At 63.7% G+C, this 22982-nt stretch carries 23 protein-coding genes and 1 tRNA gene; 13 read left to right on the top strand and 11 right to left on the bottom strand.

What is annotated here, in order from left to right; translation table 11 throughout:
* Positions 1 to 79: 79 nt before the first annotated feature.
* The 4 genes from ACMZ91_RS19970 to thiS form a co-directional block, all read right to left on the bottom strand.
* The gene (locus ACMZ91_RS19970; protein WP_010481466.1) at positions 80 to 1927 is read right to left on the bottom strand and encodes an SLC13 family permease; all 1848 of its coding nucleotides are present in this window, start codon (positions 1925 to 1927) and stop codon (positions 80 to 82) included.
* Positions 1928 to 1954: 27 nt separating this feature from the next.
* Positions 1955 to 2689, bottom strand: coding sequence for a tRNA (guanosine(46)-N7)-methyltransferase TrmB (trmB, locus tag ACMZ91_RS19975; RefSeq protein ID WP_010481468.1), 735 nt, complete (start codon positions 2687 to 2689; stop codon positions 1955 to 1957).
* A complete protein-coding gene (locus ACMZ91_RS19980; RefSeq protein ID WP_010481470.1) occupies positions 2689 to 3483 on the bottom strand; it encodes a thiazole synthase in 795 nt (264 codons plus the stop codon). Before ACMZ91_RS19980 ends, trmB begins: the two co-directional genes overlap by 1 nt.
* Positions 3484 to 3636: 153 nt before the next feature.
* On the bottom strand, positions 3637 to 3837 hold the full coding sequence (gene thiS / locus ACMZ91_RS19985; protein WP_008265079.1) for a sulfur carrier protein ThiS: 201 nt from the start codon (positions 3835 to 3837) through the stop codon (positions 3637 to 3639).
* Between the two features lie 207 nt (positions 3838 to 4044).
* Between thiS and ACMZ91_RS19990 the strand changes: the two genes are divergently transcribed.
* Positions 4045 to 5898, top strand: a complete 1854-nt coding sequence (locus tag ACMZ91_RS19990; protein ID WP_149908732.1) for an autotransporter outer membrane beta-barrel domain-containing protein — start codon at positions 4045 to 4047, stop codon at positions 5896 to 5898.
* A gap of 128 nt (positions 5899 to 6026) precedes the next feature.
* Positions 6027 to 6100 (top strand) — tRNA-Gly (locus ACMZ91_RS19995).
* 137 nt (positions 6101 to 6237) lie between these two features.
* On the opposite strand, the gene ACMZ91_RS20000 is transcribed toward ACMZ91_RS19995, so the two are convergent.
* The gene (locus tag ACMZ91_RS20000; RefSeq protein WP_049463496.1) at positions 6238 to 6975 is read right to left on the bottom strand and encodes a hypothetical protein; all 738 of its coding nucleotides are present in this window, start codon (positions 6973 to 6975) and stop codon (positions 6238 to 6240) included.
* 296 nt (positions 6976 to 7271) lie between these two features.
* Here ACMZ91_RS20000 and ACMZ91_RS20005 point away from each other — a divergent pair, with 296 nt between their 5' ends.
* Positions 7272 to 7676: a DUF805 domain-containing protein gene (locus ACMZ91_RS20005; protein WP_049463498.1), complete on the top strand. Its 405-nt coding sequence runs from the start codon at positions 7272 to 7274 to the stop codon at positions 7674 to 7676.
* Between the two features lies 1 nt (position 7677).
* On the opposite strand, the gene ACMZ91_RS20010 is transcribed toward ACMZ91_RS20005, so the two are convergent.
* Positions 7678 to 8535: a PoNe immunity protein domain-containing protein gene (locus ACMZ91_RS20010; RefSeq protein WP_238380425.1), complete on the bottom strand. Its 858-nt coding sequence runs from the start codon at positions 8533 to 8535 to the stop codon at positions 7678 to 7680.
* A 115-nt stretch (positions 8536 to 8650) separates the two neighbouring features.
* On the opposite strand from ACMZ91_RS20010, the gene ACMZ91_RS20015 reads away from it, so the two are divergent.
* A complete protein-coding gene (locus tag ACMZ91_RS20015; protein ID WP_149908731.1) occupies positions 8651 to 9832 on the top strand; it encodes a hypothetical protein in 1182 nt (393 codons plus the stop codon).
* Positions 9833 to 9957: 125 nt separating this feature from the next.
* Here the strand turns inward: ACMZ91_RS20015 and ACMZ91_RS20020 are convergent, their stop codons facing one another.
* The gene (locus tag ACMZ91_RS20020) at positions 9958 to 10380 is read right to left on the bottom strand and encodes an acyl-CoA thioesterase (protein WP_149908730.1); all 423 of its coding nucleotides are present in this window, start codon (positions 10378 to 10380) and stop codon (positions 9958 to 9960) included.
* A gap of 79 nt (positions 10381 to 10459) precedes the next feature.
* Positions 10460 to 10825, bottom strand: coding sequence for a hypothetical protein (locus ACMZ91_RS20025; protein WP_223224661.1), 366 nt, complete (start codon positions 10823 to 10825; stop codon positions 10460 to 10462).
* Between the two features lie 167 nt (positions 10826 to 10992).
* Between ACMZ91_RS20025 and rimK the strand changes: the two genes are divergently transcribed.
* The 5 genes from rimK (at position 10993) to ACMZ91_RS20050 (ending at position 15172) form a co-directional block, all read left to right on the top strand.
* Positions 10993 to 11871: a 30S ribosomal protein S6--L-glutamate ligase gene (gene rimK, locus ACMZ91_RS20030; RefSeq protein ID WP_071229673.1), complete on the top strand. Its 879-nt coding sequence runs from the start codon at positions 10993 to 10995 to the stop codon at positions 11869 to 11871.
* A gap of 245 nt (positions 11872 to 12116) precedes the next feature.
* Positions 12117 to 12593, top strand: coding sequence for a hypothetical protein (locus tag ACMZ91_RS20035; RefSeq protein WP_149908729.1), 477 nt, complete (start codon positions 12117 to 12119; stop codon positions 12591 to 12593).
* 89 nt (positions 12594 to 12682) lie between these two features.
* Positions 12683 to 13156: a hypothetical protein gene (locus ACMZ91_RS20040; protein WP_071229642.1), complete on the top strand. Its 474-nt coding sequence runs from the start codon at positions 12683 to 12685 to the stop codon at positions 13154 to 13156.
* Positions 13157 to 13164: 8 nt separating this feature from the next.
* A complete protein-coding gene (locus ACMZ91_RS20045) occupies positions 13165 to 13842 on the top strand; it encodes a response regulator transcription factor (protein WP_005410804.1) in 678 nt (225 codons plus the stop codon).
* Complete coding sequence (locus ACMZ91_RS20050) at positions 13805 to 15172, top strand: sensor histidine kinase (protein ID WP_032128829.1); 1368 nt, start codon at positions 13805 to 13807, stop codon at positions 15170 to 15172. The genes ACMZ91_RS20045 and ACMZ91_RS20050 overlap by 38 nt, the downstream gene beginning before the upstream one ends.
* Positions 15173 to 15345: 173 nt before the next feature.
* Here the strand turns inward: ACMZ91_RS20050 and coaE are convergent, their stop codons facing one another.
* Genes coaE through ACMZ91_RS20065 form a run of 3 tightly spaced genes read right to left on the bottom strand, consistent with a single transcriptional unit; the run spans position 15346 to position 18100 of the window.
* Positions 15346 to 15957 carry a dephospho-CoA kinase gene (gene coaE / locus ACMZ91_RS20055; RefSeq protein WP_149908728.1) on the bottom strand — a complete coding sequence of 204 codons (612 nt, stop codon included), beginning with the start codon at positions 15955 to 15957 and terminating at the stop codon, positions 15346 to 15348.
* An 11-nt stretch (positions 15958 to 15968) separates the two neighbouring features.
* On the bottom strand, positions 15969 to 16832 hold the full coding sequence (locus tag ACMZ91_RS20060; RefSeq protein WP_032128827.1) for a prepilin peptidase: 864 nt from the start codon (positions 16830 to 16832) through the stop codon (positions 15969 to 15971).
* 8 nt (positions 16833 to 16840) lie between these two features.
* Positions 16841 to 18100 carry a type II secretion system F family protein gene (locus ACMZ91_RS20065; protein ID WP_149908727.1) on the bottom strand — a complete coding sequence of 420 codons (1260 nt, stop codon included), beginning with the start codon at positions 18098 to 18100 and terminating at the stop codon, positions 16841 to 16843.
* 357 nt (positions 18101 to 18457) lie between these two features.
* Here ACMZ91_RS20065 and ACMZ91_RS20070 point away from each other — a divergent pair, with 357 nt between their 5' ends.
* From ACMZ91_RS20070 to ACMZ91_RS20085, 4 genes are all read left to right on the top strand, one after another.
* Positions 18458 to 18868 carry a pilin gene (locus ACMZ91_RS20070; protein WP_149908726.1) on the top strand — a complete coding sequence of 137 codons (411 nt, stop codon included), beginning with the start codon at positions 18458 to 18460 and terminating at the stop codon, positions 18866 to 18868.
* Positions 18869 to 18950: 82 nt separating this feature from the next.
* The gene (locus ACMZ91_RS20075; RefSeq protein WP_188348074.1) at positions 18951 to 20912 is read left to right on the top strand and encodes a hypothetical protein; all 1962 of its coding nucleotides are present in this window, start codon (positions 18951 to 18953) and stop codon (positions 20910 to 20912) included.
* Positions 20905 to 21351: a GtrA family protein gene (locus tag ACMZ91_RS20080; RefSeq protein WP_180838167.1), complete on the top strand. Its 447-nt coding sequence runs from the start codon at positions 20905 to 20907 to the stop codon at positions 21349 to 21351. The genes ACMZ91_RS20075 and ACMZ91_RS20080 overlap by 8 nt, the downstream gene beginning before the upstream one ends.
* On the top strand, positions 21348 to 22892 hold the full coding sequence (locus ACMZ91_RS20085; RefSeq protein ID WP_149908724.1) for an NAD(P)/FAD-dependent oxidoreductase: 1545 nt from the start codon (positions 21348 to 21350) through the stop codon (positions 22890 to 22892). Before ACMZ91_RS20080 ends, ACMZ91_RS20085 begins: the two co-directional genes overlap by 4 nt.
* Positions 22893 to 22982 lie beyond the last annotated feature (90 nt).

Here is a 22982-nt window from a genome sequence, read left to right on the forward strand (position 1 = left end):
CGCTTCTGCCGTTGATGTTGCCGGCCAGCGGCCGGCACTACCGGGGTGCAGGGCGCAGCCCTGCCAACAAACCTCAACCTCAGAACATCAGGTTGATCATCAACACCACTACGCAGGTGTAGATCAGTGACAACGGGCCGCCGACCCGCCACATCTCGCGCGGGGTGTAGTTGGCCGGGCCGGTGATCATCGAAATCACCGGGTTGGAGGCCGTCATCAGGTTGTTGGACGCCGACAGCGCCACGATCAGCGCGAACGCCGTCGGGTTGCCGCCCGCCGCCAGCGCAAGGTTCACCGCAATGGGCACCATCACGATGGTGGCGCCCACATGGCTGATCACCAGCGAGAACGCCGTGGTCAGCAGCGCCAGCGCCACCTCCAGCACCCACACCGGGATGCCGGTGGGCAGCTTGTCGATGGTATGGCCGGCCACCCATGCCGCCGCGCCACTGGAATCCATCGCCCAGCCGAGCGGGATCAGCCCGGCCATCATGAACACCGTTTTCCAGTTGATCGAGGCGTAGGCCTCGTCCATGCGCAGCACGCCGGTCAGCAGCATGCCGGCCACGCCGGTCATCAGCGTCAGCGCCACCGGCAGCTTGCTGGTCAGCGCGATCAGGATGGTCAAGGCGAAGATCGCCATCGCGATCTTGAACTTGTGCGGGCGCTGCTCGCCGGTCGGGTAGTCGGTCACCACCACGAAGTCACGGCTGCGGGCGGCCTGCGCCAGGTCGGTCCAGATGCTGTGGAAGACCAGCATGTCGCCGGCGCGCAGCTGCACGTCGCGCACGTCCTCGCGGATCACTTGCTTGTCGCGGTTGATCGCCAGCAGGCTGATGCCGCGCTCCTTGCGCAGGCGCAGATCGGCTGCGCTCTTGCCGATCACGTTCGAGGTCGGCGGCACCACCGCTTCGGAAATGCCGGCGCGGCTGGGGTTGAACAGGTCGCCCAGGTGCTTCAGCCGCGAAGACATGCGCAGGAACTGGTTCTGCGCGAAATCGTTGATCTGCTCACGCGGGCCCATCGCGCCGAGCACGCTGCCGACCCAGATGCGCATCTCCGCCGGTGGCGCCAGGCGGGTGTCATTGCCGGTTTTCAGGGCCAGCAGCAGCGGGGCATCGTGCAGGTTCTCGGCCTCGCCCAGGGTCATGCCCACCAGCGGGCTTTCGGCACTGACCACCAGCTCGAACACATCGCCTTCGATGCCATAGGTCTTGGCGAAGTAGCTCTCGGTGCGCGCGGGCGTGACCCCGTCGTTGACCAGGTTCTCTTCCTCGATCAGCTTGCGGTCGCCGTAATAGCGGAAGTACAGCAGCGAGGCGATCAGCAGGGCCACGCCGATCGGCAGCGGCGCGAACATGCGCAGCGGCTCGATGGTGGCCAGGCCGGAAGGCAGGTTGTTGTTGGCCGAGGCCAGCAGATCGTTCAGCAGGATCAGCGGTGAATTGCCGACCATGGTCAGCGCACCACCCATCACGATTGCCGCCGAAATGGGCAGCAGCAGGCGCTGCAGGGTCAACCCGGTGCGCGCGGCCAGTCGCGAGGCGACCGGCAGGTACAGCGCCATCACCGACGGGTTCTGCATGAAAGAGGAATTCAGGCCGGCAATGGCTGTGGTCATCATCAGCAGCCGCTGCTCGACACCATGGCCGCGCCGCAACAGCCACGCGGCCAGCCGGTTCAGCGCCCCGGTGCGGTCCAGGCCCGCACCGAGGATGGTGGTGGCGATGATGCTCATCACCGCGTTACCGGAGAAGCCGCCGAAAATTTCCTCCGGCGCGATCAGCCCGGTGACACCGAGCACCACCAGCACCACCAGCGCGACCACGTCGGCGCGGATGCGCTCGAACAGGAACATCGCCATCGTGAAGCCGACCAGCCCGAGCACGAGCTTCATGTCGTTGGTCAGCGTCAGCGCGGTATCCATGTGGGGCGCGGTGTCCTCAGGCGATCGTCAGGTGCGGTCGTACAGCAGGTCCCAGACGCCGTGGCCGAGCTTCTGGCCGCGGGTCTCGAAGTGGGTCTGCGGCCGCCAGTCCGGACGCGGCACGCTGCCACGCGGGCCGGCGCGGTTGACCAGGCCAGCGGTGGCGTCGAGCACGTCCCACATCTGCTCGGCGTAGTCTTCCCAGTCGGTGGCGCAGTGCAGGCGGCCGCCCGGGCGCAGCTTGCGCACCAGCAGCTCGGCAAATGCAGGCTGCAGCAGGCGGCGCTTGTTGTGGCGCTTCTTGTGCCACGGGTCCGGGAAGTAGATGCGCACTTCATCCAGCGCGCCATCGGCAATCTCGTTCTGCAGCACTTCCACCGCATCGTGGTGGTACAGGCGCACGTGGTCGGCGTTGTCGTCGGCCAGCGCGTTCAGCAGCCGGCCCACGCCGGGCGCGTGCACTTCGATGCCGATGTAGTCACGCGACGGATCATGCTGGGCGGCGAAGCGCAGCGCGGCACCGTTGCCGAAGCCGATTTCCAGCACCTTGTGCGCCGGGCGGCCGAAGGTGGCGTCCAGATCACGCGGCTGGCCGTTGTAGTCGATGCCGAAGCGCGGCCAGCGCTCGTCGAACGCGCGCTGCTGGGCGGGGGTGAAGCGGCCCTGGCGCAACACGAAGCTGCGCACCTCGCGGCGGCCCTCGCTCACGGTGAAGGGCTTGGGCGGGGCCTTGGAACCGGCGCTGTCGAAGGGATTGGTCATCAGCCGATCAACCCATCCACCGGAGAGGAGGCGCTGGCGTAGCGCTTGCGCGGGATGCGCCCGGCCAGGAAGGCCTCGCGGCCGGCCTCGACCGCCTTGCGCATCGCACTGGCCATCAGCACCGGGCTGCGCGCACCGGCAATGGCGGTGTTCATCAGCACGCCGTCGCAGCCCAGCTCCATCGCGATCGCCGCATCCGACGCGGTGCCCACGCCGGCGTCGACGATGATCGGCACCTTGGCGTCTTCGATGATCTGCAGCAGGTTGTACTTGTTCTGGATGCCCAGGCCCGAACCGATCGGCGCAGCCAGCGGCATCACCGCAGCGCAGCCGATCTCTTCCAGGCGCTTGGCCAGGATCGGGTCGTCGGAGGTGTAGACCATCACCTCGAAGCCGTCCTTGACCAGCTGTTCGGCGGCCTTGAGGGTCTGCACCACGTCCGGGTACAGCGACTTCTGGTCGCCCAGCACTTCCAGCTTGGTCAGGTTGTGGCCGTCCAGCAGTTCGCGCGCCAGCCGGCAGGTGCGCACCGCGTCTTCGGCGGTGTAGCAGCCGGCGGTGTTGGGCAGGATGGTGTAGCGCTCCGGCGGCAGCACGTCGAGCAGGTTCGGCTCGCCCGGGTTCTGCCCGATGTTGGTGCGGCGGATGGCCACGGTGACGATCTGGGCGCCTGCAGCCTCGGTGGCCAGGCGGGTTTCTTCCAGATCCTTGAACTTGCCGGTGCCGGTGAGCAGCCGCGAGCCATAGGTCTTGCCGGCGATCACCAGCGAATCGGGGGAGACATGAACGTTCATGGCGCGATTATCGCTTATCCGCCTGAAGATGGGATCACGCAATGGCGTGCAGCCAGCAGGAGGGTAAAGGTAGTGCCGGCCGCTGGCCGGCAGATGCAGGGTGCCTGACGGCGTCGGATTGCCGGCCGGCGGCCGGCACTACCCGGGATGGCCTCAGCCCCCGCCCAGCGCGTGCACGATCTCCACCACGTCGCCTTCGGCCAGGACATGCTCGCCATGGCGGCTGCGGCTGACGATCTCGCCGTTGACCTCCACCGCCACCCGGCGCTGCAGCAGCTGCTCGGCCTCAAGCAGGTCGTGGAGGGTCGCCGAGGCGGGCAGGGTGCGGGGTTCGCCGTTGAGCTGGATGTTCATCCCTGCATTGTCGCTGATAGCCCGTCGGGATCGGAACGTTTGTAATTTGAACCGGGCGCCAGCTCCGGCACAGCAGGTTTCGGCGTGGTCAGGCGACAATCCATGCGGCGGCGCAGCGTGAGCAAACGGCGGCGCGGTGAAACCATTGACCGTGCGCCGGCGTACGTGCGCCGGATTCCAACTTGTTTACCCCACAGGAGTTCCTAGATGCAGCTCAGCAAACACCCGATCCGCTCCCTCATGGCGGCTGCGATCGCACTGGCCGCGCTGCCGGCCATGGCAGGCGAAAATCCGTACTCCAAGGCGGTGTTCTTCGGTGACAGCCTCACCGACGCCGGCTACTTCCGCCCGCTGCTGCCCGAGGCCACGCAGGGGCTCTCCGGCCAGTTCACCACCAACCCGGGCTGGGTGTGGTCGCAGCAGGTCGCCAATTACTACGGCCTCAACAAGGACCCCAACGGCAACGGCCAGAACGGCGACAACTACGCTGTCGGCGGCGCCCGCGTGTCGGTCGAAGGCAGCGGTGCCCTCGGCGCGATCCCGTCTCTGAAGTCGCAGGCGGCCCGCTACCTGGCGGCAAACGGTGGCAAGGCTGACCGTAACGCCCTGTATACCGTCTGGGGTGGCGCAAATGACCTGTTTGCCGCCGCCGGCGCTGCCGGTGCGGGTGCGCCGCCGGCCCAGGTGCAGGGCATCATCGGTGCGGCGGTTACCGACCAGATCGCGCTGGTCGGTGCCCTGAAGCAGGCCGGTGCCCAGTACGTGCTGGTGCCGAACCTGCCGGACGTGGGCATCACCCCGCAGTTCCGCGGCCCGAACGCGGCGGCTGCCACCGCCATGTCGGTCGGCTACAACAAGGCGCTGTATGGCGGCCTGAAGCAGGCGGGCATCGAGTTCATTCCGCTCGATACCTTCAGCATCCTGCGTGAAGTGACCGCCAACCCGGGCATGTACGGCTTCACCAACGTCACCGGCACCGCCTGCAAGATCAACCCGGCCAACACCACGGGCAGCATCATCGGCTGCAACCCGACCACCTACGTCAGCCCGGATGCGTACCAGACCTATCTGTTCGCCGATGGCGTGCATCCGACCGTTACCGGTCACCAGCTGCTGGGCCAGTACGCCGTCTCGGTGCTGGAGGCTCCGCGCCTGCAGCAGGTGCTGAGCCACTCGGCACAGACCGTCGGCCGTTCGCGTGCCGACCAGGTCAGCAACCACCTGGGCGCCCGTCCGGCCGATGGCCTGTCGTGGTGGGGTGGCGTGCGCGGTGACCTGCAACGCTATGACCACGCCGACCTGTACGACGGCGTGGCGCCGGCCGGCCTGTTCGGTGTCGACTGGGCACGCAACGGCGTGGTGGTCGGCGGCTTCGCCGGCTTCGGTCGCATGAGTGCCGACTTCGGCAACAGCCGTGGCGACTTCACCCAGAAGGACACCACCGCCGGCCTGTTCGCTGCCTGGTATGGCGACCGCGTCTGGGTCAACGGCCAGGTCAGCTACACCTGGTTGTCGTATGACGTGAACCGCAAGGTCCAGCTGGGCCCGGCTACCCGCGAACACGGTGGCTCGCCGGACGGCAGCAACCTGACCGCTGCACTGAATGCCGGTTACGAGTTCGGCACCGAAGGTGGCTTCCGCCACGGCCCGATCGCTGCGGTGATCTGGCAGAAGGTCAAGATCGATGGTTACAGCGAAAGCGCTGCTGCGGGCACGCTGGCCACCGCCCTGGGCTACGACCGCCAGAACGTCGACTCGACCGTCGGCCGCATCGGCTGGCAGGCCCGCTTCGATGGCGGCACCGTCAAGCCGTACGTGCAGGTGACCTACGACCACGAGTTCGAGGACACCAAGCAGGCCAGCGCGTGGCTGCAGACCCTGCCGGAACTGGGCAGCTACCGCGTGCCGGGCCTGGACTTCGACAAGAACTACGCCACCGCTGTTCTGGGTGCGCGCATGGAGCTGTTCGGCCTGCAGGGCAACGTTGGCCTGAGCACCACGGCCGCGCAGAAGCGTGCCCGTGACGCGACGATTTTCGCCACCGTGGGTGGCAGCTTCTGATGAATGCAACATCCCGGGCACCGCAAGGTGCCTGGGATGCCTGCACGGCAGCGCCGGGCCATGCCCGACGGGTGCGGCGGCCACCATTGCGCAACACCGGCCGCTCCGCATAGACTTTCACCCGCAATGCGGGCGTAGCTCAATGGTAGAGCTGTAGCTTCCCAAGCTACTGACGTGGGTTCGATTCCCATCGCCCGCTCCATGTCTCCAAGGTGTTCACCCCAGGCAGACGCGGCGCAATCGTTGAACCACACCCCAGTCCAGCGTGTGGCAACGGCGCCGGAACCTCATTCTTCAATGCGTCGGGCTGTGGCTCTTCCGAACCACAGCCCGGGTGGCTTATGCGCCCGCTTGCGCAGCCGCGTCCTTGGCCGCGGCAGTGACGGAACTCCCGAAACCGGTATAGGTCGATCCGTTGCAGTGCAGGTATGCGCGGAAGACGACGCCATTCAACTCGGCGTTGTCAAAATAGCAGTGCGTACCGGTCTTGGATGATTTCTTCACAAGCCGCATTGCCATGGCGTTTGAATCGTCGACGCTGGAGCCAAGACCGGCAACGCTCCAGGACTGGCCGGGGCGGTTGCAGGTGTAGGGGTACTTATAGCCATGCGCCGACCCATAGTAGTAGTCGACATTGCACCAGGCCTGCGTCGCCGCCAGGTTGATGGCCAGCTCAAGTACGTTCTGTCCCGCAGTGGTGGTCGTCATGCCATAGGCGGAAAGCGGCGTGGAACTGCACTGCGCCTTGATACCGACACCCGGTGCCCGGAGGCTGACATAGGGGTCGCGCGCGAAGACACTGCAGACGGGACCTTCCTCGGCGACGGCAAGGAAGCCATTGGTGTTGGCCGTCGCAGCATCGATATTGCTGCCAACGCCAGCGACCGTTCCATTCTTGCCGCAGCGCCGGATCACCACCCCTCCGCCGTTCGGCAGCATGTCCATGCCGGGGTCGCAGATGCCAGGCCCGATCGAGGATGCCCCTGCCGGTCCGGTGTAATCACGTTCGGCGTTTGCGGCCATCGGGGCCTGGGTGGAAAGCAGTGCCAGCATCAGCGGAAAAGAAATCGCAGCCATTCAAAACCTCGAATCCATGAGTGAGTCGTGACGCTAGCAGAGGCGCCATTCTGGAAAACTGGAATTCGACCAATCCGCCACTGCTGCAAGCCAGTGATCCGATTCAGAATGCCCACGCCCATGGAAATGTGCGGTAGTTCGCGCTGCGTCTCTGGCTGCGCGGCTGCCGCGGCGGGCTCCTGCAACCTCCGCTGTCTGCCGGGTCCGCCGGGTCGCAGGGTTCAGTTGGTGCTGGGCTTGGGGATGCTAAAAGATCGTTAACCCTTGCCTCCCATCGTCCGCTGCCCGGAGCGCGAATGATCCCCGCACTTTTGCCCCTCAGGCGTTGCTTTGATTTTTCAGGGCGATCCAACCGGAAGGAGTTCTGGTCGTACTCCCTGTCTGCTGCACTTGTGGGGGCAGTGGGCTACACCTTGATGGACGGCGGATACTGGCTGGCGGGCACCGTGCTGCTCGATGGGGAGGCCTTCGAGCCGTTCCGGACGCTGGGGTGGGTCATGACGGTCTGCGCGGTCATCGTCCTCCTTCCGCCCATGCTGGCCCTGGCCGTTCGACGACTGCACGACATCGACGAGTCCGGCTGGTACGTCGTGATCGCCTTCATCCCGTTGGGTGTGTTCGTCCTCTTCCCGGTCATGCTTCTGCCGGGCAACGAGGAAGAGAATCGATTCGGCGGTGTTTCCGGCCTGCCGGGTGCCTGACTCAACGCCGGGCGAAGTCCACCAGGTCGGAAGGGTAGTGGGGGCAGGTGCGTAGCGTGGCGTCGTCACCGCCATACAGCACCACCAGCGCAGCCACTTCAAATGCCCAGTAGCCCCACGCGTTCGGCCCGATCAGGCGCCGGGTCCGCTTCTGAGCCTTTGGCGGCAGCAGGAAGAAGTCGCGGTACTGCACCTGCAGGTAGCCGGCCAGCAGTGAAGGGTCGAACGCTTCACCGTCGCGCAGCGGCGCGAACAGCTCGGCGAACGGTCGCGGATGAAAGACCTCATCACTGGCTTCCACCAGGCCCAGCGCCGGCGCGCTGAGGTAGTCCAGCACGCGGTCGGTGTCGAAACAGAGCACCTTCTCCACCAGCGCCGGCAGGCGTTCCTGCGCATCCAGCAGCACGTCCAGTGACAACAGCTGCAGTGCGTACTCGTAGTGCTGCGTTGTACGCGATTGCAACGACGCAGCCAGCGCGATGTCGTGACCTTGTTGCTGCAGGCTTTCCCGGGCAATGGCCAGCAAACGCGCATGCTCGAGCCAGAGATCTGCTACGTCGGCATGCATCTGCTGCAATGCCGCGGGGGCGAAGCCGCGGTCGATGCCTTTCAGCAGCAGGTTGCTGCCGGTCTGTGCAACCGTCTCCCAGCCGTAGGCATGCTCCAGGGCTGCATGTCCCTGCAGCGGTTCCTCCGCAGATTCACCGCCATTGCGCGCATGGCGTGCAAGCAAGGCCATGCCTGCGTTCCAGTCCGCCTGCCAATCCGGCAGGCGAAGCGTGCGGCGCGGCTGGCCCGGGGCCTTGGCCAGTGCTCTCCATCGCGGCAGCATGTCCTGCAGCAGATTCCGGCGATTCACGGCAGTCATCGATTCCATCATCAGCGAGAGTCTAGCGGCATTGCCGGCTCGAACCCCATTGCCTGGCACAGCGTTGAAGGTTTGAATTGTGCACAGTCGCCGCCACCAAGCCTGCATGACCGTTGATCGAATCGCCCTCCGTCGTTTCACCCAGTGGCTGCCGTTCCTGATATGGGTAGCGATCTGCGTGGTGTGGTGGTCGCCTTGGGGCGTGGTCGTTGGCCTGGCCGCATGTCTTGCCCTGGGCGGCGTGCTGCAGCACTTCGATCTGGTCGGCGATGCTGTAGGGGGCGCACTGCTGCGCTCGCGGGCGAAGCTGCCCTTCGCCACCCGGCCGCCCACGCATGATGTCCTGTTGGATTGGGGCGAGCTGGGCATGGGCGGGCCGGCCTACGGCACCCTGATGCTGCGCGATGGCGCCATTGTCGAGGGCGTATCCACCGCAGGCAGCCACGATGCCAGCGGCGAGTGGCTGGCGCTGGCGGGTAGCGCGCTGCGTGTGGCCAGTGGCTACAGTGATCGCAGCGAAGCGGTGATCGTCTACGACGAAGCGGACAAGAGGGTGATGCACCTGCTGGCGATTGTTCCCAGCCTGTTCTGGCAGGAACTGCACGAGCGCCGGCAGCTTGGCGGGGATGCCGAAGCCGCGATGTGGTTGCGGGATATTCCCAGTCGATCGACCACGCTGCGCCCCTGCCGGGGTTTATGGCTGGAACAGGAGCATCCGGCGCTGGCCGCCGGGGTGCCGCAGGTGTTGCGGCATGTCCTGCCTGATGCCCGGGTGCTGCAGGCCATCCCGCTGCTTCCCGACGACCTGCGCCTGACTGCGCATCCGACCTTGTTCGCGCGCATCTGCCCGTACGCGCTCTGTCTTGATGGCGAGCCCAGTGACCGTCACGCCTGCGATCTGGAGACGGTCATTGCCAGCCCGTCCGGTCGATGCGTGGTGGTGGCGGGAAGCGTGCTTGATGGGGATCTGCGTCCCATCGAGGGCGTATGGCTCGTCCACTGGCAGGGGCGTTGGCAGGCCATTGGCCGCCGTGCGATGGGCGGCACTGGCAAGACCCGGAGTGGGGCCTGGATCGATGTCATCGCGGTCGGCGATGACGGAACGCTTCGCTGCGAAGCCTATGAGGAACACTGGACGTTCGAGGCGATCACACTCGTCCCCACGCCACATACGGCATTGGCGCTGCCTGTGGAATGGCGGGAAACCGCATTGGCCGTGCGTGTCCGCGATGGGGGCTTCTCGCTGCGCCTGCCCCGCGCGGATCAGCGGCCCTCAGTCACAGGTTAGACTGCGTCGAATCAAACAGGGAGGTTCCGGCATGCGTCGTCGATGCAGGCCGGGAAAGCGCTGGAAAAGCTGAAGAAATGGGCTGCGGGCAGTACCGGGTGCGGATGACCGGACTTCCGTATGGCTCATGCGCCTGCCGCCTGCACCTGTTGCGCATACTCCTCGGTAAACAGCCCTGACAATGCCCGGCGCTGCTCTGCATCGATGGCGCGCGAGGCGTTGGTTGTGTAGTCGAAATGCACCATCACGCAGCGCCCGCTGGCCACCAGGGCCTCGAACTGGAACGCCTGCTGCACGATCGACAGCGAGGAGCGGCCGATGTTTTCGATGCGGGTCTCGATGCGCACTTCGTGTCCCGGCTGTATCTGCTGCAGGAAGTCGATTTCGTAGCGGCGCAGGATCAGCGTCAGGTCGCGCATGCTGGCCTCGCGACTGAAATGGCGGAAGATCTCCTGGCGACCTTCCTCGAGCCAGACGGGCAGGGCGGTGTTGGTGACGTGGCCGAGTACATCCACTTCGGAGAAACGCGGAAGGATCGTCAACGGCATGAAGTCTCCGGGGTGTAGTGGGTGGGGTCTCCGGCGACGGTGCAGCCATCGCCGGAGACAGTGCGGCGACTACCGGCTGTCAGTCTGAGTAGAAGCCGTTGCCGAGGGTGCCGGGCAGGCCGGGTTCCGGCCACGGCATCAGTGACGTGCAGGCGTCATACAGCGTGCAGAAGTCCTGCCGCAGTTGTGCAGGCACCCAGCTGCCATAGGAAACGTCGGTCGAGTCGCCCTGGCAGGCGTAGGAAACATCGATCCAGCGGGTATTGGCGTGTGAGGCAACGCCCTGGTGCTGTGTCTTGCCCGTGCAGTAGCGCAGGCCCTGGCCGATCAGGGTGTTGTTGGCATCGAAGTAGAGCCGGGAGACTGCGTGGGTTGGCGCAGCCTGTACGTGTGCGGCGCTCCCCATCAGGCCAAACAGCAACAACAGCGGAATTCCCATTCGCATCTGTGGTTCTCCTTGGGTTGTGTAAGCCGGCCGTGTCCTGTCCTGTAGCCGGCAACAGCCATCTTCGCACAGCCCCGGCAGGCACGCAGATACGGCGGCCTGCAGGGCATCATCCGCCCGCCACACGCCCGCGCTATGCTGCGCGCCTGCCGTCCGATCCTGCCGCGATGAAGCTCGCCATCCTGTCCCGCAACAGCTCCCTGTACTCCACCCGCCGGCTGGTCGAGGCGGCGCGCGCGCGCGGCCACACCGTTCGCATCCTCGACCCGCTGCGCTGCTACATGCGCATCGCCGCCGATGGTTTTTCGATGCACTACAAGGGCCGGCCGATGACCGGCGTGGACATGGTCATCCCGCGCATCGGCGCCTCGATCACCCGCTATGGCACCGCCGTGCTGCGCCAGTTCGAGCTGATGGGCGCGCGTACTCCCAACCCGTCCGATGCGATCCTGCGTTCGCGCGACAAGCTGCGCGCGCACCAGCTGCTGGCAGCCAAGGGCATCGACATGCCGGTCACCGTGTTCGGCGACAACCCCGATGACACCGTCGACCTGCTGTCCATGCTCGGCCCGCCGCCGCACGTGGTGAAGCTCAACGAGGGCACCCAGGGACGGGGCGTGATCCTCACCGAGAAGGCCAGCGCTTCGCGTGGCATCGTCGAGGCCCTGCGCGGGTTGTACGCCAATTTCCTGATGCAGGAATTCATCGGCGAGGCCAAGGGCGCCGACCTGCGCTGCTTCGTGGTCGGTGACCAGGTGGTTGCCTCGATGCAGCGCCAGGCGCCGGAGGGTGACTTCCGCTCCAATCTGCATGCCGGCGGCACCGCGGTGGCGGCCAAGGCCAGCCGCGCCGAACAGCAGGTGGCGGTGCGTTCGGCCAAGGCGCTGGGCTTGTCGGTCTGTGGCGTGGACCTGATCCGCTCCGCGCGTGGCCCGCTGGTGCTGGAGGTCAACTCCACGCCCGGGCTGGAGGGCATCGAAGCCGCCTGCGGGGTGGATGTGGCCACGCGTATCATCGAGCACGTCGAGAAGATAAAAAAATCATGATTAATCAATGGCTTGAAATTCTCATGGTCAAATGAGGCCGGCTTTAACACGCCTTTAATCGGCGTCGGCGTAGCCTTCAGCGAACCGCAGCTCTGCCTCTCAGCAGGATCGGTATCGGGATACGACTTCAGACCCAGGCGGGGCACCGCCTGGGTCTTTTTTATGCCGCCGGAAGTCCCTTGTGGAGGCAGCGTGACGGCCGTAGAGTGGCGCCCATCGTTCCTGGATGGATCCGGAGGCTGGCGATGTACCGCATCACGATGATCGCGTTGTTGCTGGGGCTGTCTGGTGCTGTCTCCGCCAAGCCGGAGAAGACCGCCATACAGATGGATGGGCAGGCCCCGGTGGCCGACCAGGTCCGGCGGGTTGAGAAGGCCCTCGATGACGGCGAGTACAGCGAGATTTCCGCCGATGACCGCGCCCAGGTGCAGCAGGCACTGGCGCGCATCACCCAGCGCATGGGCGACCACCGCACGCTTCAGGAGCTCCCGCCGCAGGTCCAGGCGGAGGTGTTCAACGACCAGGAGCGTATCAATACCGTTCTTGTCCGCGCCCACGAGGACAGCCGCCAGATCTGCCAGCACACCCGCACCACCGGCAGCAACATGCCTAAAAGCCGCTGCCTGACCGTGGCCGAGCGCCGCCGGATCGAAGAAAAGGGCAAGGCACTGCTCAACGACCAGCGCACCTTCAACAACTTCAACCCCGCCACCAACCACTAGGCCGTCCGGTGCCCCTGCGCATGGCACTTGCTGGCGTGAAGGTGGTGCGAATACAGTCAACACTCAACTCAAACAAGGATTCGTTTGTCATGAAGTCCCTCCTGATGTCGGCGGTCCTGATCTCGGGCCTGACCCTGGCCACCGCCGCCTCTGCATCGAACCAGTCCGGTGAGGTCTTTATCCCCGGCAAGCCGCTGCAGCAGCAGATCGAGCGCATCGAAATCGAACTCAACGATGGCGAGACCTACAGCGAACTGAAGCAGACCGACCGCAGCCGCGTACGCGAGGCGCTGGTGCGCATGCGTACGGCTGTCGAGCAGCATCCTGACCGCGATTCCATGCCTGAACAGGTACGAACCGACGTCTTCAACGACCAGCAGATCGTGAACACGGTTTTGACACAGGCACGTGAAGATAGTCGTCTAATATGCCAACGTGAAAAGGCCACGGGTTCGAACCGGTCCACGACGCAGTGCACTACCGTTGCCGAGCGCGCCCGGCGGAAGGACAAGGCACAGCGTGATATGGGCCAGGCCCAGCGCATCGGCAAATTCGTAAATTAGAGGTGACAGTGAGAATCCTGGTAATCGAAGACAACAGCGACATTGCGGCCAACCTGGGCGACTACCTGGAGGACCGGGGCCACACCGTGGACTTCGCGGCTGACGGGGTTACCGGTCTGCACCTGGCCGTGGTGCACGAGTTCGACGCGATCGTGCTGGATCTCAATCTGCCAGGCATGGACGGCATCGAGGTCTGCCGCAAGTTGCGCAATGAAGCGCGCAAGCAGACCCCGGTACTGATGCTCACCGCCCGCGATTCGCTGGACAACAAGCTGGCCGGCTTCGATTCCGGCGCGGACGACTACCTGATCAAGCCGTTCGCGCTGCAGGAAGTGGAAGTGCGTCTGAACGCCCTGTCGCGACGCGGCAAGGGCGTGCAGACCCGCGTGCTGGAAACCGGCGATCTGGAATACAACCTGGATACGCTGGAAGTGCGCCGCCAGGGCAAGCTGCTGCAGCTCAACCCGACCGCACTGAAGATCCTGCAGGCGCTGATGGAAGCGGCCCCGGCCGTGGTGACCCGCCAGGAGCTGGAAACCCGTGTGTGGGGTGAAGAACTGCCCGATTCGGATTCCCTGCGCGTGCACATCCATGGCCTGCGTGCGGTGGTCGACAAGCCGTTTGAAGTGCCGCTGATCCAGACCCGCCATGGCATCGGATACCGCATCGCCACCCCGGAAGCCTGATTCGGTGGCAACCAAGGGGGAGCGCCGGCGCACGCCTTATCGGCGGCGCCTGCGCAGCCGCATCATCGTTTCGTTCGTGTTGTTGGGCTTCTGCCTGACGACACTGTTCGCGTTCGCCACCAACTGGGCCCGCCTGCGCGTGGAAAACCAGCTGGTGGAAGAGCTGATGAACCGCAACATCGACGAGTATGCGCGCCGCTATTACGAGCACCCCGGGCATAACCCGGACGCACCGGTGCTGCAGATCAAGGCCTATGCCTATTCGAAGGACAAGTTCGACCGGGTGCGCGAAGAGCGCGCGCAGTGGGCGGGCTTCTCCGATGGCATCCACAGCGTCAGCGGCGATGAGCACGGCGAGCCGTACTCCTACAAGCTGGCCGTACGCAAGACGCCCGACGCCTGGTTCTTCCTCGCCTATGACATGACCGACAGCGTGCGCGGCGGCAAGCAGCTCAACCGCGCGCTGGTGCTGTCGGTGCTGGTGTTCAGCGTGCTGTCGCTGGTGCTGGGCTGGTGGTCGGCCTCGAAGGTGATGAAGCCGGTGTCGGATCTGGCCGCGCGGCTGCGTGCCTATCGCGGCGGCACCAGTGATCCCGAGCCGTTGGCGCCACGCTTCCCCGACGACGAAGTGGGGCAGCTGGCCCAGGCGCTGGACGACTATTCCTCGCGGCTGACCGAAGTGGTGCAGCGCGACCGTGAATTCAATGCAGACGTCAGCCATGAGCTGCGCACGCCGCTGGCGGTGATCCGTGGCGCTACCGAACTGTTGCTGACCCGGCCCGGCCTGGACGAGAAGGTGCTGCAGCGCCTGCAGCGCATCCAGCGCGCCGAACAGCAGTGCAGCGATCTGATCGGCGCGCTGCTGCTGCTGTCGCGCAACGAGCGCGGGCAGGGCACCAGCAACGTCGCCCGCGTGGCCGAGCAGCTGCTGGACGCACACCGTGCGCAGCTGGGTGGCAAGCCGCTGGAGCTGCTGCTGGAAGGTGAGCGCAATCTGGTGATCGACGCGCCCGAGGCGGCGCTGTCGGTGGCACTGGGCAACCTGATCGGCAACGCCGTGAAGTACTCGCAGGACGGCGAGGTACGCGTGTTCGTCGGCACCAATTCGGTGTCGGTAACCGACAGTGGCCCGGGCCTGAGCGAGGAAGACGCGGCCAAGCTGTTCCAGCGTGGCTACCGCGGCACGCATGCTGGCCACTCGCAGGGCGGCGGCATCGGCCTGTCGATCGTCAGTCGCCTGTGCGACCTGTACGGCTGGCAGGTAAGCGTGCGCCCCGGCGGCCAGCGTGGCGTGATTGCCACCCTGACGTTCTCGCCGAAGCCGTTGTAAGGGCCCCTGCTTTGGTGGGTGCCGACCTTGGTCGGCACGAACCCCGCCGACCCTGCATCGCGCCCTGTGCCGCTTGTGCCACCACCGTGATCGCTGCCGCGCCCCGCGCGTGTAGATCCACGCCATGCGTGGATGCACTTCGGTAGTGCCGGCCGCTGGCCGGCAACCAGGCCTCAACCCCCGGCCAACCCCAGATACCGCGCATGCAGCTGTTCCACCTGCACCTGCAGGTCCTCCGGCCGCCCATCATTGACCACCACGTCATCGGCCAGCGCCAACCGCTGTGCGCGGCTGGCCTGCGCAGCAATCATCCGGTCGGCCAGCGCGGCATCAATGCCATCGCGCTGCATCAGCCGCGCATGCTGCACGGCTTCGGGCGCATCCACCAGCAATACCCGGTCCAGCCACGGGTAGGCTTTCTGCCCGCCCACCTCGGTCAGCAGCGGAATCGCGGCAATCGCATAGGGGCTCTCAGCCTGCTCGCACTGCTGTTGCATCAGCAGGCGGATGGCCGGGTGGGTGATGGCTTCCAGCGCCGTCCGCTCGGCCGGGTCGGCAAACACGTGGGCGCGCAGGCGCCCCCGGTCCAGGCTGCCATCGGCCAGCAGCATGTCGGCGCCGAAACGCTCGGCGATACGGGCCAGCGCCGGGCTGCCGGCAGCCACCACGGCCCGTGCGGCCAGATCGGCGTCGGCCACCACGATCCCCAGCGCCTCAAAGCGCCGGGTCACCTCGCTCTTGCCCGAGGCGATGCCTCCGGTCAGGCCAACCACATAGCGGCTCATGGGGACTCCCCTCAGCGCAGCCCGCTCATCACCAGATACTGCTCCACCAGTGGCGCACCCCACATGAAGTACAGCCAGCCGGCGATGGCCAGGTACGGCCCGAACGGGATGGGCGTGGCGCGGTCACGGCCGCGGCTGTACAGCCAGATCGAACCGATGATGGCGCCCAGCACCGACGACAGCAGGATGATCGGCAGGATGCCCTTCAGACCACACCAGGCGCCCAGGGCCGCCAGCAGCTTGAAGTCGCCGTGGCCCATGCCTTCCTTGCCGGTCAGCTGCTTGAACAGCCACCAGACAGTCCACAATGACAGGTAGCCCACCGCCGCGCCCACCAGGGCGGGCTTGGCTGGCATGTAGAGGTTGTCGATGCTGCCTATCAGCCCCAGCCACATCAGCGGCAGGGTCAACTGGTCGGGCAGCAGCTGCGTTCGCAGGTCGATGCCGGACAGGGCGATCAGGAAGCAGGTCAGCACGATGGCACCGAAGCCCTGCCAGCCGAAGCCGAACTGCCAGACGCAGGCCAGCACCAGCACCGAGGTCAGTGCCTCCACCAGCGGGTACTGCAGCGAGATCGGCGCCTTGCAGTGGCGGCACTTGCCACCCTGGATGATCCAGCTGAACAGCGGGATGTTCTCGTACCAGCTCAGCTTGTGCTTGCAGTGCGGGCAATGCGACGGCTCCACCACGATCCCCGGTGGGGGTGGTTCATAGAAGTCCGGTTCCTCCAGGACTTCGCGCGCATCGCGCTTCCACTGCCACTCCAGCCGCTTGGGCAGCCGCAGGATGACCACGTTCAGGAAACTGCCCAGCAGCAGTCCCAGGGCGGCCGCGGCGGGGTAGCCGAGGCCGGGGTGCTGGTCGAGAAATGCCATTGATACCTTTAGCCGACGACGGCGCCGAGTTTGAAGATGGGCAGGTACATCGCGATGACCAAGCCACCGACAATGGTACCAATGAACACCATGATCATCGGTTCCAGCAGGCTGCTCAAGGCATCCACGGCATTGTTCACTTCCTGCTCGTAGTATTCAGCCACCTTGAACAGCATGGCGTCCAGGGCGCCCGCCTCTTCGCCGATGCCGGTCATCTGGATGACCATGTGCGGGAACAGGGCAGTCTGCTTCATCGCCATGTTGACCGGATAGCCGACCGAAACGTCATCGCGCATGCGCAACACGGACTCCTCGTAGACCTTGTTGCCGGTCGCGCCGGCCACAATGCCCAGCGCCTCCACCAAGGGAACACCGGCCTTGAAGGTCACTGCCGTCGTACGGGCAAAGCGGGCGATGGCACTGTTGTGCATGATCTGCCCGATCACTGGTACCTTCAGAATGGCCCGATCCAAGCCATGCTGCATCTTTGGCGATCGCTTGTAGGCCATGATCGTTCCAACGACCACCGCAACGATCACGATCACGATGGGCAGCCACCAGCTAACCATGAATCGAGATAGTCCCACGACCATCTTGGTAAAGGCCGGAAGGTCTGCACCGAAGCTGGTGAAGACTTCTTCGAACTGGGGAACGACCCATACGAGCAGGATCGTACTGACCAGGAAGGCCACCACCAGAATCATGGCGGGGTAGAACAGGGCCTTCTTGATCTTGCCCTTCAGTGCTTCGATGTTCTCCTTATAGGAGGCGATCGTGTCCAGTACCGTTTCCAGCACACCGGCGCTTTCACCCGCGCGCACAAGGTTGCGGTAGAGCTCGTCGAACTGGACAGGGTGACGACTGATCGCTTCGTTCAGTGAAGAACCCCCCTCGATGTCAGCCCGAATCCCATCCACCATCTTCTTCATGCGTGGGTTCTTGTGCCCGCTGCCGATGATTTCCAGTGCCGAGACGATCGGTACGCCGGATTTCATCATCGTGGCCATCTGCCGGCTGAAGAACGCGATGTCCTTGGCAGTCACCGGCTTGCCGGCTGCGCCGAACAGCGGCTTCGGCTTCGGTTTGACCTGGCCGGGGTTGATCCCCTGCTTGCGTAGTTCGGCGCGCAGCAGATTGGCGTTCTTCGCCAACTGCTCGCCCTTCATCTTAATACCCCGCTTGTCGGTCCCCTCCCAGACAAACGGTTGCAGCTCCATGGTGCTACGCGCCACGGGCTCTTTCTTGATCGCACTGCGACTGACAGACATGTTGGCTCCCCAAGGCCCGCCATCCCCAGGCGGGCATCCTGACCGGCGATGGTAGCCGGTTCAGGGCCGTCCGGGGAGCCTGCTGGCGTGACGCCGCGCAGGGTTTTCGACCTGGCGAGACGAAAGGTGACGTACCGCGTCACATTGCCGCGTCCATCGCAGATTCGCTTCTGGGGGGTTCCCATCCGCGAAATTGCTGCCATCATTGGCGCGGGGAAATCGGGGAGACGCTGCCATGGGAGATTGGCACGTAACCTGCGTTGATCCACCCGCGGGGAAGGGCAGCCTGCTCATCCGGTCATCTGGCCGGCAGCCACCCCCGACATCAACCACTACTTATCTTGGGGATGTACCACCATGAAGAACCAGAAGGGCTTCACCCTGATCGAACTGATGATCGTCGTCGCGATCATCGCCATCCTGGCCGCCATCGCGCTGCCGGCCTACTCCGACTACACCAAGAAGTCGAAGGTGTCGGAAGTGATTCTGGCTGCTTCGTCGCTGCGTACCGCTGTGGCTGAATATGCTGCTTCGAACAATGCACTGCCGGCTGCTGCCTGGAGTGGCTACGAGGCCCAGTCTTCGAAGTATGTCAAGAGCGTTGCTTGGCAGACCGGCAAGATTGTTGCAACTGCACAGGGTATTGACCCGGCTATCAATGATAAGACCATTGAGCTCAGCGCCTCTCTGAATTCCACCAATGGTACTGTTGCGTGGACCTGCGGCGGCGACATCCCGGCCAAGTTCCGTCCGGGTAGCTGCCAGTAATTCCACCGCTCTTTCGAGCGGGCAGTGTTTCAAGGGAGCCCCGCTTTACGCGGGGCTTGCTTTTTTGGGGGAAGGATAGGGAATGAATGCTCTGCGCAGGATGGCGCCATGGTGTTTTGCATTGGCGCTGATTGTCTATTTGAGGCCATACACCGGTATTCGTCACGACGCCACTCTGTATCTTGCGCAAGCGCTGAGGGTAATCTCGCCGGACGTATTTAATCGTGACCTCTTCTTTGTTGCTGGAAGCCAGGCCGACTTCACGGTCTTCCCGCAACTCTTGGCCGCCTTGCTTCGTTATTTTCCAGTGGGCGATGTTTTTCTTGCGCTTACCTTCTTCACCAGGTTGTGCTTCTACGCTGCAAGTTGGTATCTGATCCGAGTGCTCTTCCCTGGGAAAATGCAGTGGCCTGCTATTTTCTCATTGATCGTGATGCCTACTGGATATGGCTCATACAGCATATTTGCATACGCAGAGCCTTTTCTGACCGCTCGCCCCATTGCCGAAGCTCTGTCTCTGATCGCTTTGGGCCTTTTGATTCGTCGCCACTCGATGTGGGCAATTATTGCCTTGGGCATCGCAGGAGGCCTGCATCCATTGCAGGCGCTGGGTGCGGCGATTGTTGCCTGGTGCTGGCTGGTTATGCAGAACCGACGATGGCTGTGGGCGCTACTGGCGGCGATCCCTGTCTGCATCTTGGGCATTGCCAAGGTCGGGCCGTTCTCCGGATTGTTCACTAGGATCGATCCGGATTGGATGGAGCTGCTGCTGCAGTTGAGTGACAATATTTTCCTCTCCCACTGGGAGGTCCGGGACTGGTGTATTGTCGTCACGGATTTTTATCTTCTGTATCGGCTTTCCCGTTGTGTTCCCATCGATAGTCCTCTTGTCGCGCTCTGTAAGGCGGTCATGGCGGCATTCGCCGTCGGACTCACGTTGTCCGTTCTCTTCGCCGATATGCTGCAGTTGGCGTTGCCCGCAGGCGCCCAGTTTTGGCGTGTGCTCTGGGTAGTTCACTGGTTTGCGATGGCAGGTTTGCCATGGGTGCTGTGGGATCAGTGGCAACGCCAGCCGAAGGATTGGGTCGCGATTATTCTGATGGTGGCGATTGTCGGGACGGGCGCGAGTGTCTCCCGGACGACTCTGCCATGGGCCGTGCTCGGCCTGATTCCTCTGAGCATTGCTTGGCCTTACGTTTCAGCCAAGGTGGGAAGAACCATCAAGGGTTTCATGCTGGTTGGTCTCATTGCGATTCTTGTGGTCGCTTTGTTTCGCTATCAGTTCAGTGCGTGGCTAGTTTTCAAGGCGCTCGGTAGCAGTCTGGAACGTGTCCGTCAGGATGTAGTGATACTGGGTTACCCGTTAATAGCTGGCTCATTTGTAGCGCTTCTTGCCTGGATCTATACCCGCTCAGGGAGGAATCTCGGTGCTGCACTGGGAGTGCTTTCTTTGATTGCATTGGGAGGGGCGGTACACCTTTGGGATTCGCGGAGTCCTTGGTCGAGAGTGGTTGAGGCATCTGCAGGCCAAGATGTGTTCGGTGAGCATGTGCCGCTTGACTCGACTGTCTACTGGTACTCGGCAGAACCCTCGCCGTTAGGGCCATGGCTCGTGCTAGGACGTGCAAGCTACTTCAATATCTTCCAAATGGCAGGGCAGGTTTTCAATCGAGGCACATCATTCGCAGGCATACAGCGCCAGCTCCAGATTGGACCGGTGAACGTCCAAGGTGAGATCTGCGACACTGTGAACGCGGTAAACGGAGAGCCTGATTCGTGTTGGATCGGCGACGCTGGGCTGCGCTACATGTGTACGCCTTACAAGGACGTCGCTGCGCCCGACTATTTCGTCCTGCCTTTCCGACAGACTCGCCATGTGCGGGGAACATGGGAGGCTCGTCACCCGGATACCGATGAGCTTCTCGGCAGCTACTACCTGTACAAATGCAGTGACTGGAAAGATCCCTCCGGTAAGGCACACATTGATCGGCAGTCTTGGAACTCCGTTTCGGTTCGTGGTGGGGAGGGAACTGACAATGAATAGATCCTCGCGCGGCGCAATTCACGGGAAGGGAGTAGTTGGCGAAGGTATTGGCTATCTAGCAGCATCTGCCATCGCCTTGGCGGCTGATCTGGGAGCGTTCTATCTCCTCTCATGGTGGATTGGCGGCTGGTACTTTGCTGCTGCCGGGGGCTTCCTGGTTGGCAGTGTTGTCGCCTACGTCATCAGCGTTCGCTGGGTGTTCGTTCGACGCGCGGTCAGCTCTGCCTCGGCGGAGCTGGCCATATTCGTGCTGATTGGTTGCTTCGGTCTGCTGGTTGTCCAGGGCGTGATGTGGGTCTGCATTGAGTGGCTTGGTATGCCGGGGAGCATTGCTAGGCTCGTTGCGGTCGGGTTCTCGTTTACGTCGAACTTCGCATTGCGTAAGTTGATTCTTTTCCGGTCGCGGGCACGCGAACGGGCCATCGGGGAGGTGGCATGAGCAAGCATGTAGTAATCATCGGCGCGGGTCCGGCGGGTTTGACTGCCGCGTTGGAACTAGTCGGTCAGCCGGGTGTGCAGGTCACCGTGCTGGAGGCGGACGACTGCGTGGGGGGCATCTCGCGCACGGTCAACCACAATGGAAACCGCATCGATATTGGTGGGCACCGGTTCTTTTCGAAGTCGGACTGGGTGATGCAGTGGTGGGCGAACCTGATGCCCATCGAACACACAGGCGATGTGCCGTTGAATCTTCGCTACCAGGGCCAGGCGCGTGAGGGCTTGCCGACGGGTGCGCCTGTGGCAGAGAGCTCACAGGCGACTGCGATGCTGGTGCGCAACCGCCTGTCGCGCATCTATTTCAATCGGCGCTTTTTCTCTTACCCGTTGAAGTTGAATGCGGACAGTTTCCGAAACCTCGGGGTGGGCAAGTCCGTATTGTTCGGTTTCAGCTATCTGCGCTCGCAGGTTAGCAAGATTGAGCCGGAAGTGAGCCTGGAGGACTTCCTCGTGAACCGCTTCGGGCAGCGCCTTTATCGACAGTTCTTCAAGGAGTACACCGAGAAGGTATGGGGTGTGCCCTGTAACCAGATCAGTGCCGAATGGGGTGCGCAACGCATCAAGAGCCTGTCGATCACCAAGGCGGTGTTGCATGCTGCGCGAAGCGCGCTGGGCTTGAACGGAAAGGCTGAACAGACTTCGTTGATCGAGAATTTCCTGTATCCGAAGCATGGCCCCGGTGAGATGTGGGAAACGGCTGCCGCGCAGTTCGTCGCGCGTGGTGGCACGTTGTTGATGAAGCATCGCGCTGTTGGCCTGGAAGTGGGCGAAGGTCTGGTGCACAGCGTCACCGTACAGTCCGGGACTGGCGAAGCCTTCAAGTTGGAGTGCTCGCACGTTGTCTCGACCATGCCCGTGCGTGAGCTGGTGTCCGTCTCGCGGACAAGCTGGCCCGAGGATGTGGCTGCGATCGCCGATGGACTGCAGTACCGTGATTTCATCACTGTTGGCCTGCTTTACGATGCTTCCGATCTTCCGCGGGCACTGGGCGACAACTGGATCTACATTCAGGAGCCGGGTGTGAACGTTGGGCGTGTACAGGTCTTCAACAACTGGAGCCCGTACATGGTTCGTGATGCATCGAAGGTTTGGATGGGACTCGAGTTCTTCTGCCGAGAGACTGATCCATTGTGGAACATGGATGATGCCGACCTGCAGGCACTGGCCCAGCGCGAGATGCTCCAGATCGGCTTGGTTACTACCGAGCGTGCACAGGATGCGGTCGTGATCCGAGTACCCAAAGCCTATCCAGGCTACTTTGGTGAGGCCTACGCTCAGTTCGACCGATTGCGGTCTGCATTGGATCAGGTACAGAACCTGTTCCTGGTGGGTCGCAATGGCATGCACCGCTACAACAATCAGGATCACTCGATGCTGACAGCCAAAGAGGCTGCTGATCAGATCCTGTCCGGTAACGTGGACAAAAGTCGGCTGTGGTCGATCAACGTGGACGATGAGTATCACGAAGAGGCCAAGGCCTGAGACCAAGGCCCTCCTCATGTCTCCGTCCCGGCGCGTGCCGGGATTGAGGAAGACGATAGTCCAGCGCGGTATTCGATCTGACGTGGAGTC

Source organism: Stenotrophomonas sp. FR024 (assembly GCF_047500745.2).
Classification (GTDB): domain Bacteria; phylum Pseudomonadota; class Gammaproteobacteria; order Xanthomonadales; family Xanthomonadaceae; genus Stenotrophomonas; species Stenotrophomonas maltophilia_A.

Excerpts from the sequence above, each read along its gene's own strand:
- ACMZ91_RS19970 (WP_010481466.1), bottom strand. The coding sequence starts at position 1,927 with ATGGATACCGCGCTGACGCTGACCAACGACATGAAGCTCGTGCTCGGG.
- trmB (WP_010481468.1), bottom strand. The coding sequence starts at position 2,689 with ATGACCAATCCCTTCGACAGCGCCGGTTCCAAGGCCCCGCCCAAGCCC.
- ACMZ91_RS19980 (WP_010481470.1), bottom strand. The coding sequence starts at position 3,483 with ATGAACGTTCATGTCTCCCCCGATTCGCTGGTGATCGCCGGCAAGACC.
- thiS (WP_008265079.1), bottom strand. The coding sequence starts at position 3,837 with ATGAACATCCAGCTCAACGGCGAACCCCGCACCCTGCCCGCCTCGGCG.
- ACMZ91_RS19990 (WP_149908732.1), top strand. The coding sequence starts at position 4,045 with ATGCAGCTCAGCAAACACCCGATCCGCTCCCTCATGGCGGCTGCGATC.
- ACMZ91_RS20000 (WP_049463496.1), bottom strand. The coding sequence starts at position 6,975 with ATGGCTGCGATTTCTTTTCCGCTGATGCTGGCACTGCTTTCCACCCAG.
- ACMZ91_RS20005 (WP_049463498.1), top strand. The coding sequence starts at position 7,272 with ATGATCCCCGCACTTTTGCCCCTCAGGCGTTGCTTTGATTTTTCAGGG.
- ACMZ91_RS20015 (WP_149908731.1), top strand. The coding sequence starts at position 8,651 with ATGACCGTTGATCGAATCGCCCTCCGTCGTTTCACCCAGTGGCTGCCG.
- ACMZ91_RS20020 (WP_149908730.1), bottom strand. The coding sequence starts at position 10,380 with ATGCCGTTGACGATCCTTCCGCGTTTCTCCGAAGTGGATGTACTCGGC.
- ACMZ91_RS20025 (WP_223224661.1), bottom strand. The coding sequence starts at position 10,825 with ATGCGAATGGGAATTCCGCTGTTGTTGCTGTTTGGCCTGATGGGGAGC.
- rimK (WP_071229673.1), top strand. The coding sequence starts at position 10,993 with ATGAAGCTCGCCATCCTGTCCCGCAACAGCTCCCTGTACTCCACCCGC.
- ACMZ91_RS20035 (WP_149908729.1), top strand. The coding sequence starts at position 12,117 with ATGTACCGCATCACGATGATCGCGTTGTTGCTGGGGCTGTCTGGTGCT.
- ACMZ91_RS20040 (WP_071229642.1), top strand. The coding sequence starts at position 12,683 with ATGAAGTCCCTCCTGATGTCGGCGGTCCTGATCTCGGGCCTGACCCTG.
- ACMZ91_RS20050 (WP_032128829.1), top strand. The coding sequence starts at position 13,805 with ATGGCATCGGATACCGCATCGCCACCCCGGAAGCCTGATTCGGTGGCA.
- coaE (WP_149908728.1), bottom strand. The coding sequence starts at position 15,957 with ATGAGCCGCTATGTGGTTGGCCTGACCGGAGGCATCGCCTCGGGCAAG.
- ACMZ91_RS20060 (WP_032128827.1), bottom strand. The coding sequence starts at position 16,832 with ATGGCATTTCTCGACCAGCACCCCGGCCTCGGCTACCCCGCCGCGGCC.
- ACMZ91_RS20065 (WP_149908727.1), bottom strand. The coding sequence starts at position 18,100 with ATGTCTGTCAGTCGCAGTGCGATCAAGAAAGAGCCCGTGGCGCGTAGC.
- ACMZ91_RS20070 (WP_149908726.1), top strand. The coding sequence starts at position 18,458 with ATGAAGAACCAGAAGGGCTTCACCCTGATCGAACTGATGATCGTCGTC.
- ACMZ91_RS20075 (WP_188348074.1), top strand. The coding sequence starts at position 18,951 with ATGAATGCTCTGCGCAGGATGGCGCCATGGTGTTTTGCATTGGCGCTG.
- ACMZ91_RS20080 (WP_180838167.1), top strand. The coding sequence starts at position 20,905 with ATGAATAGATCCTCGCGCGGCGCAATTCACGGGAAGGGAGTAGTTGGC.
- ACMZ91_RS20085 (WP_149908724.1), top strand. The coding sequence starts at position 21,348 with ATGAGCAAGCATGTAGTAATCATCGGCGCGGGTCCGGCGGGTTTGACT.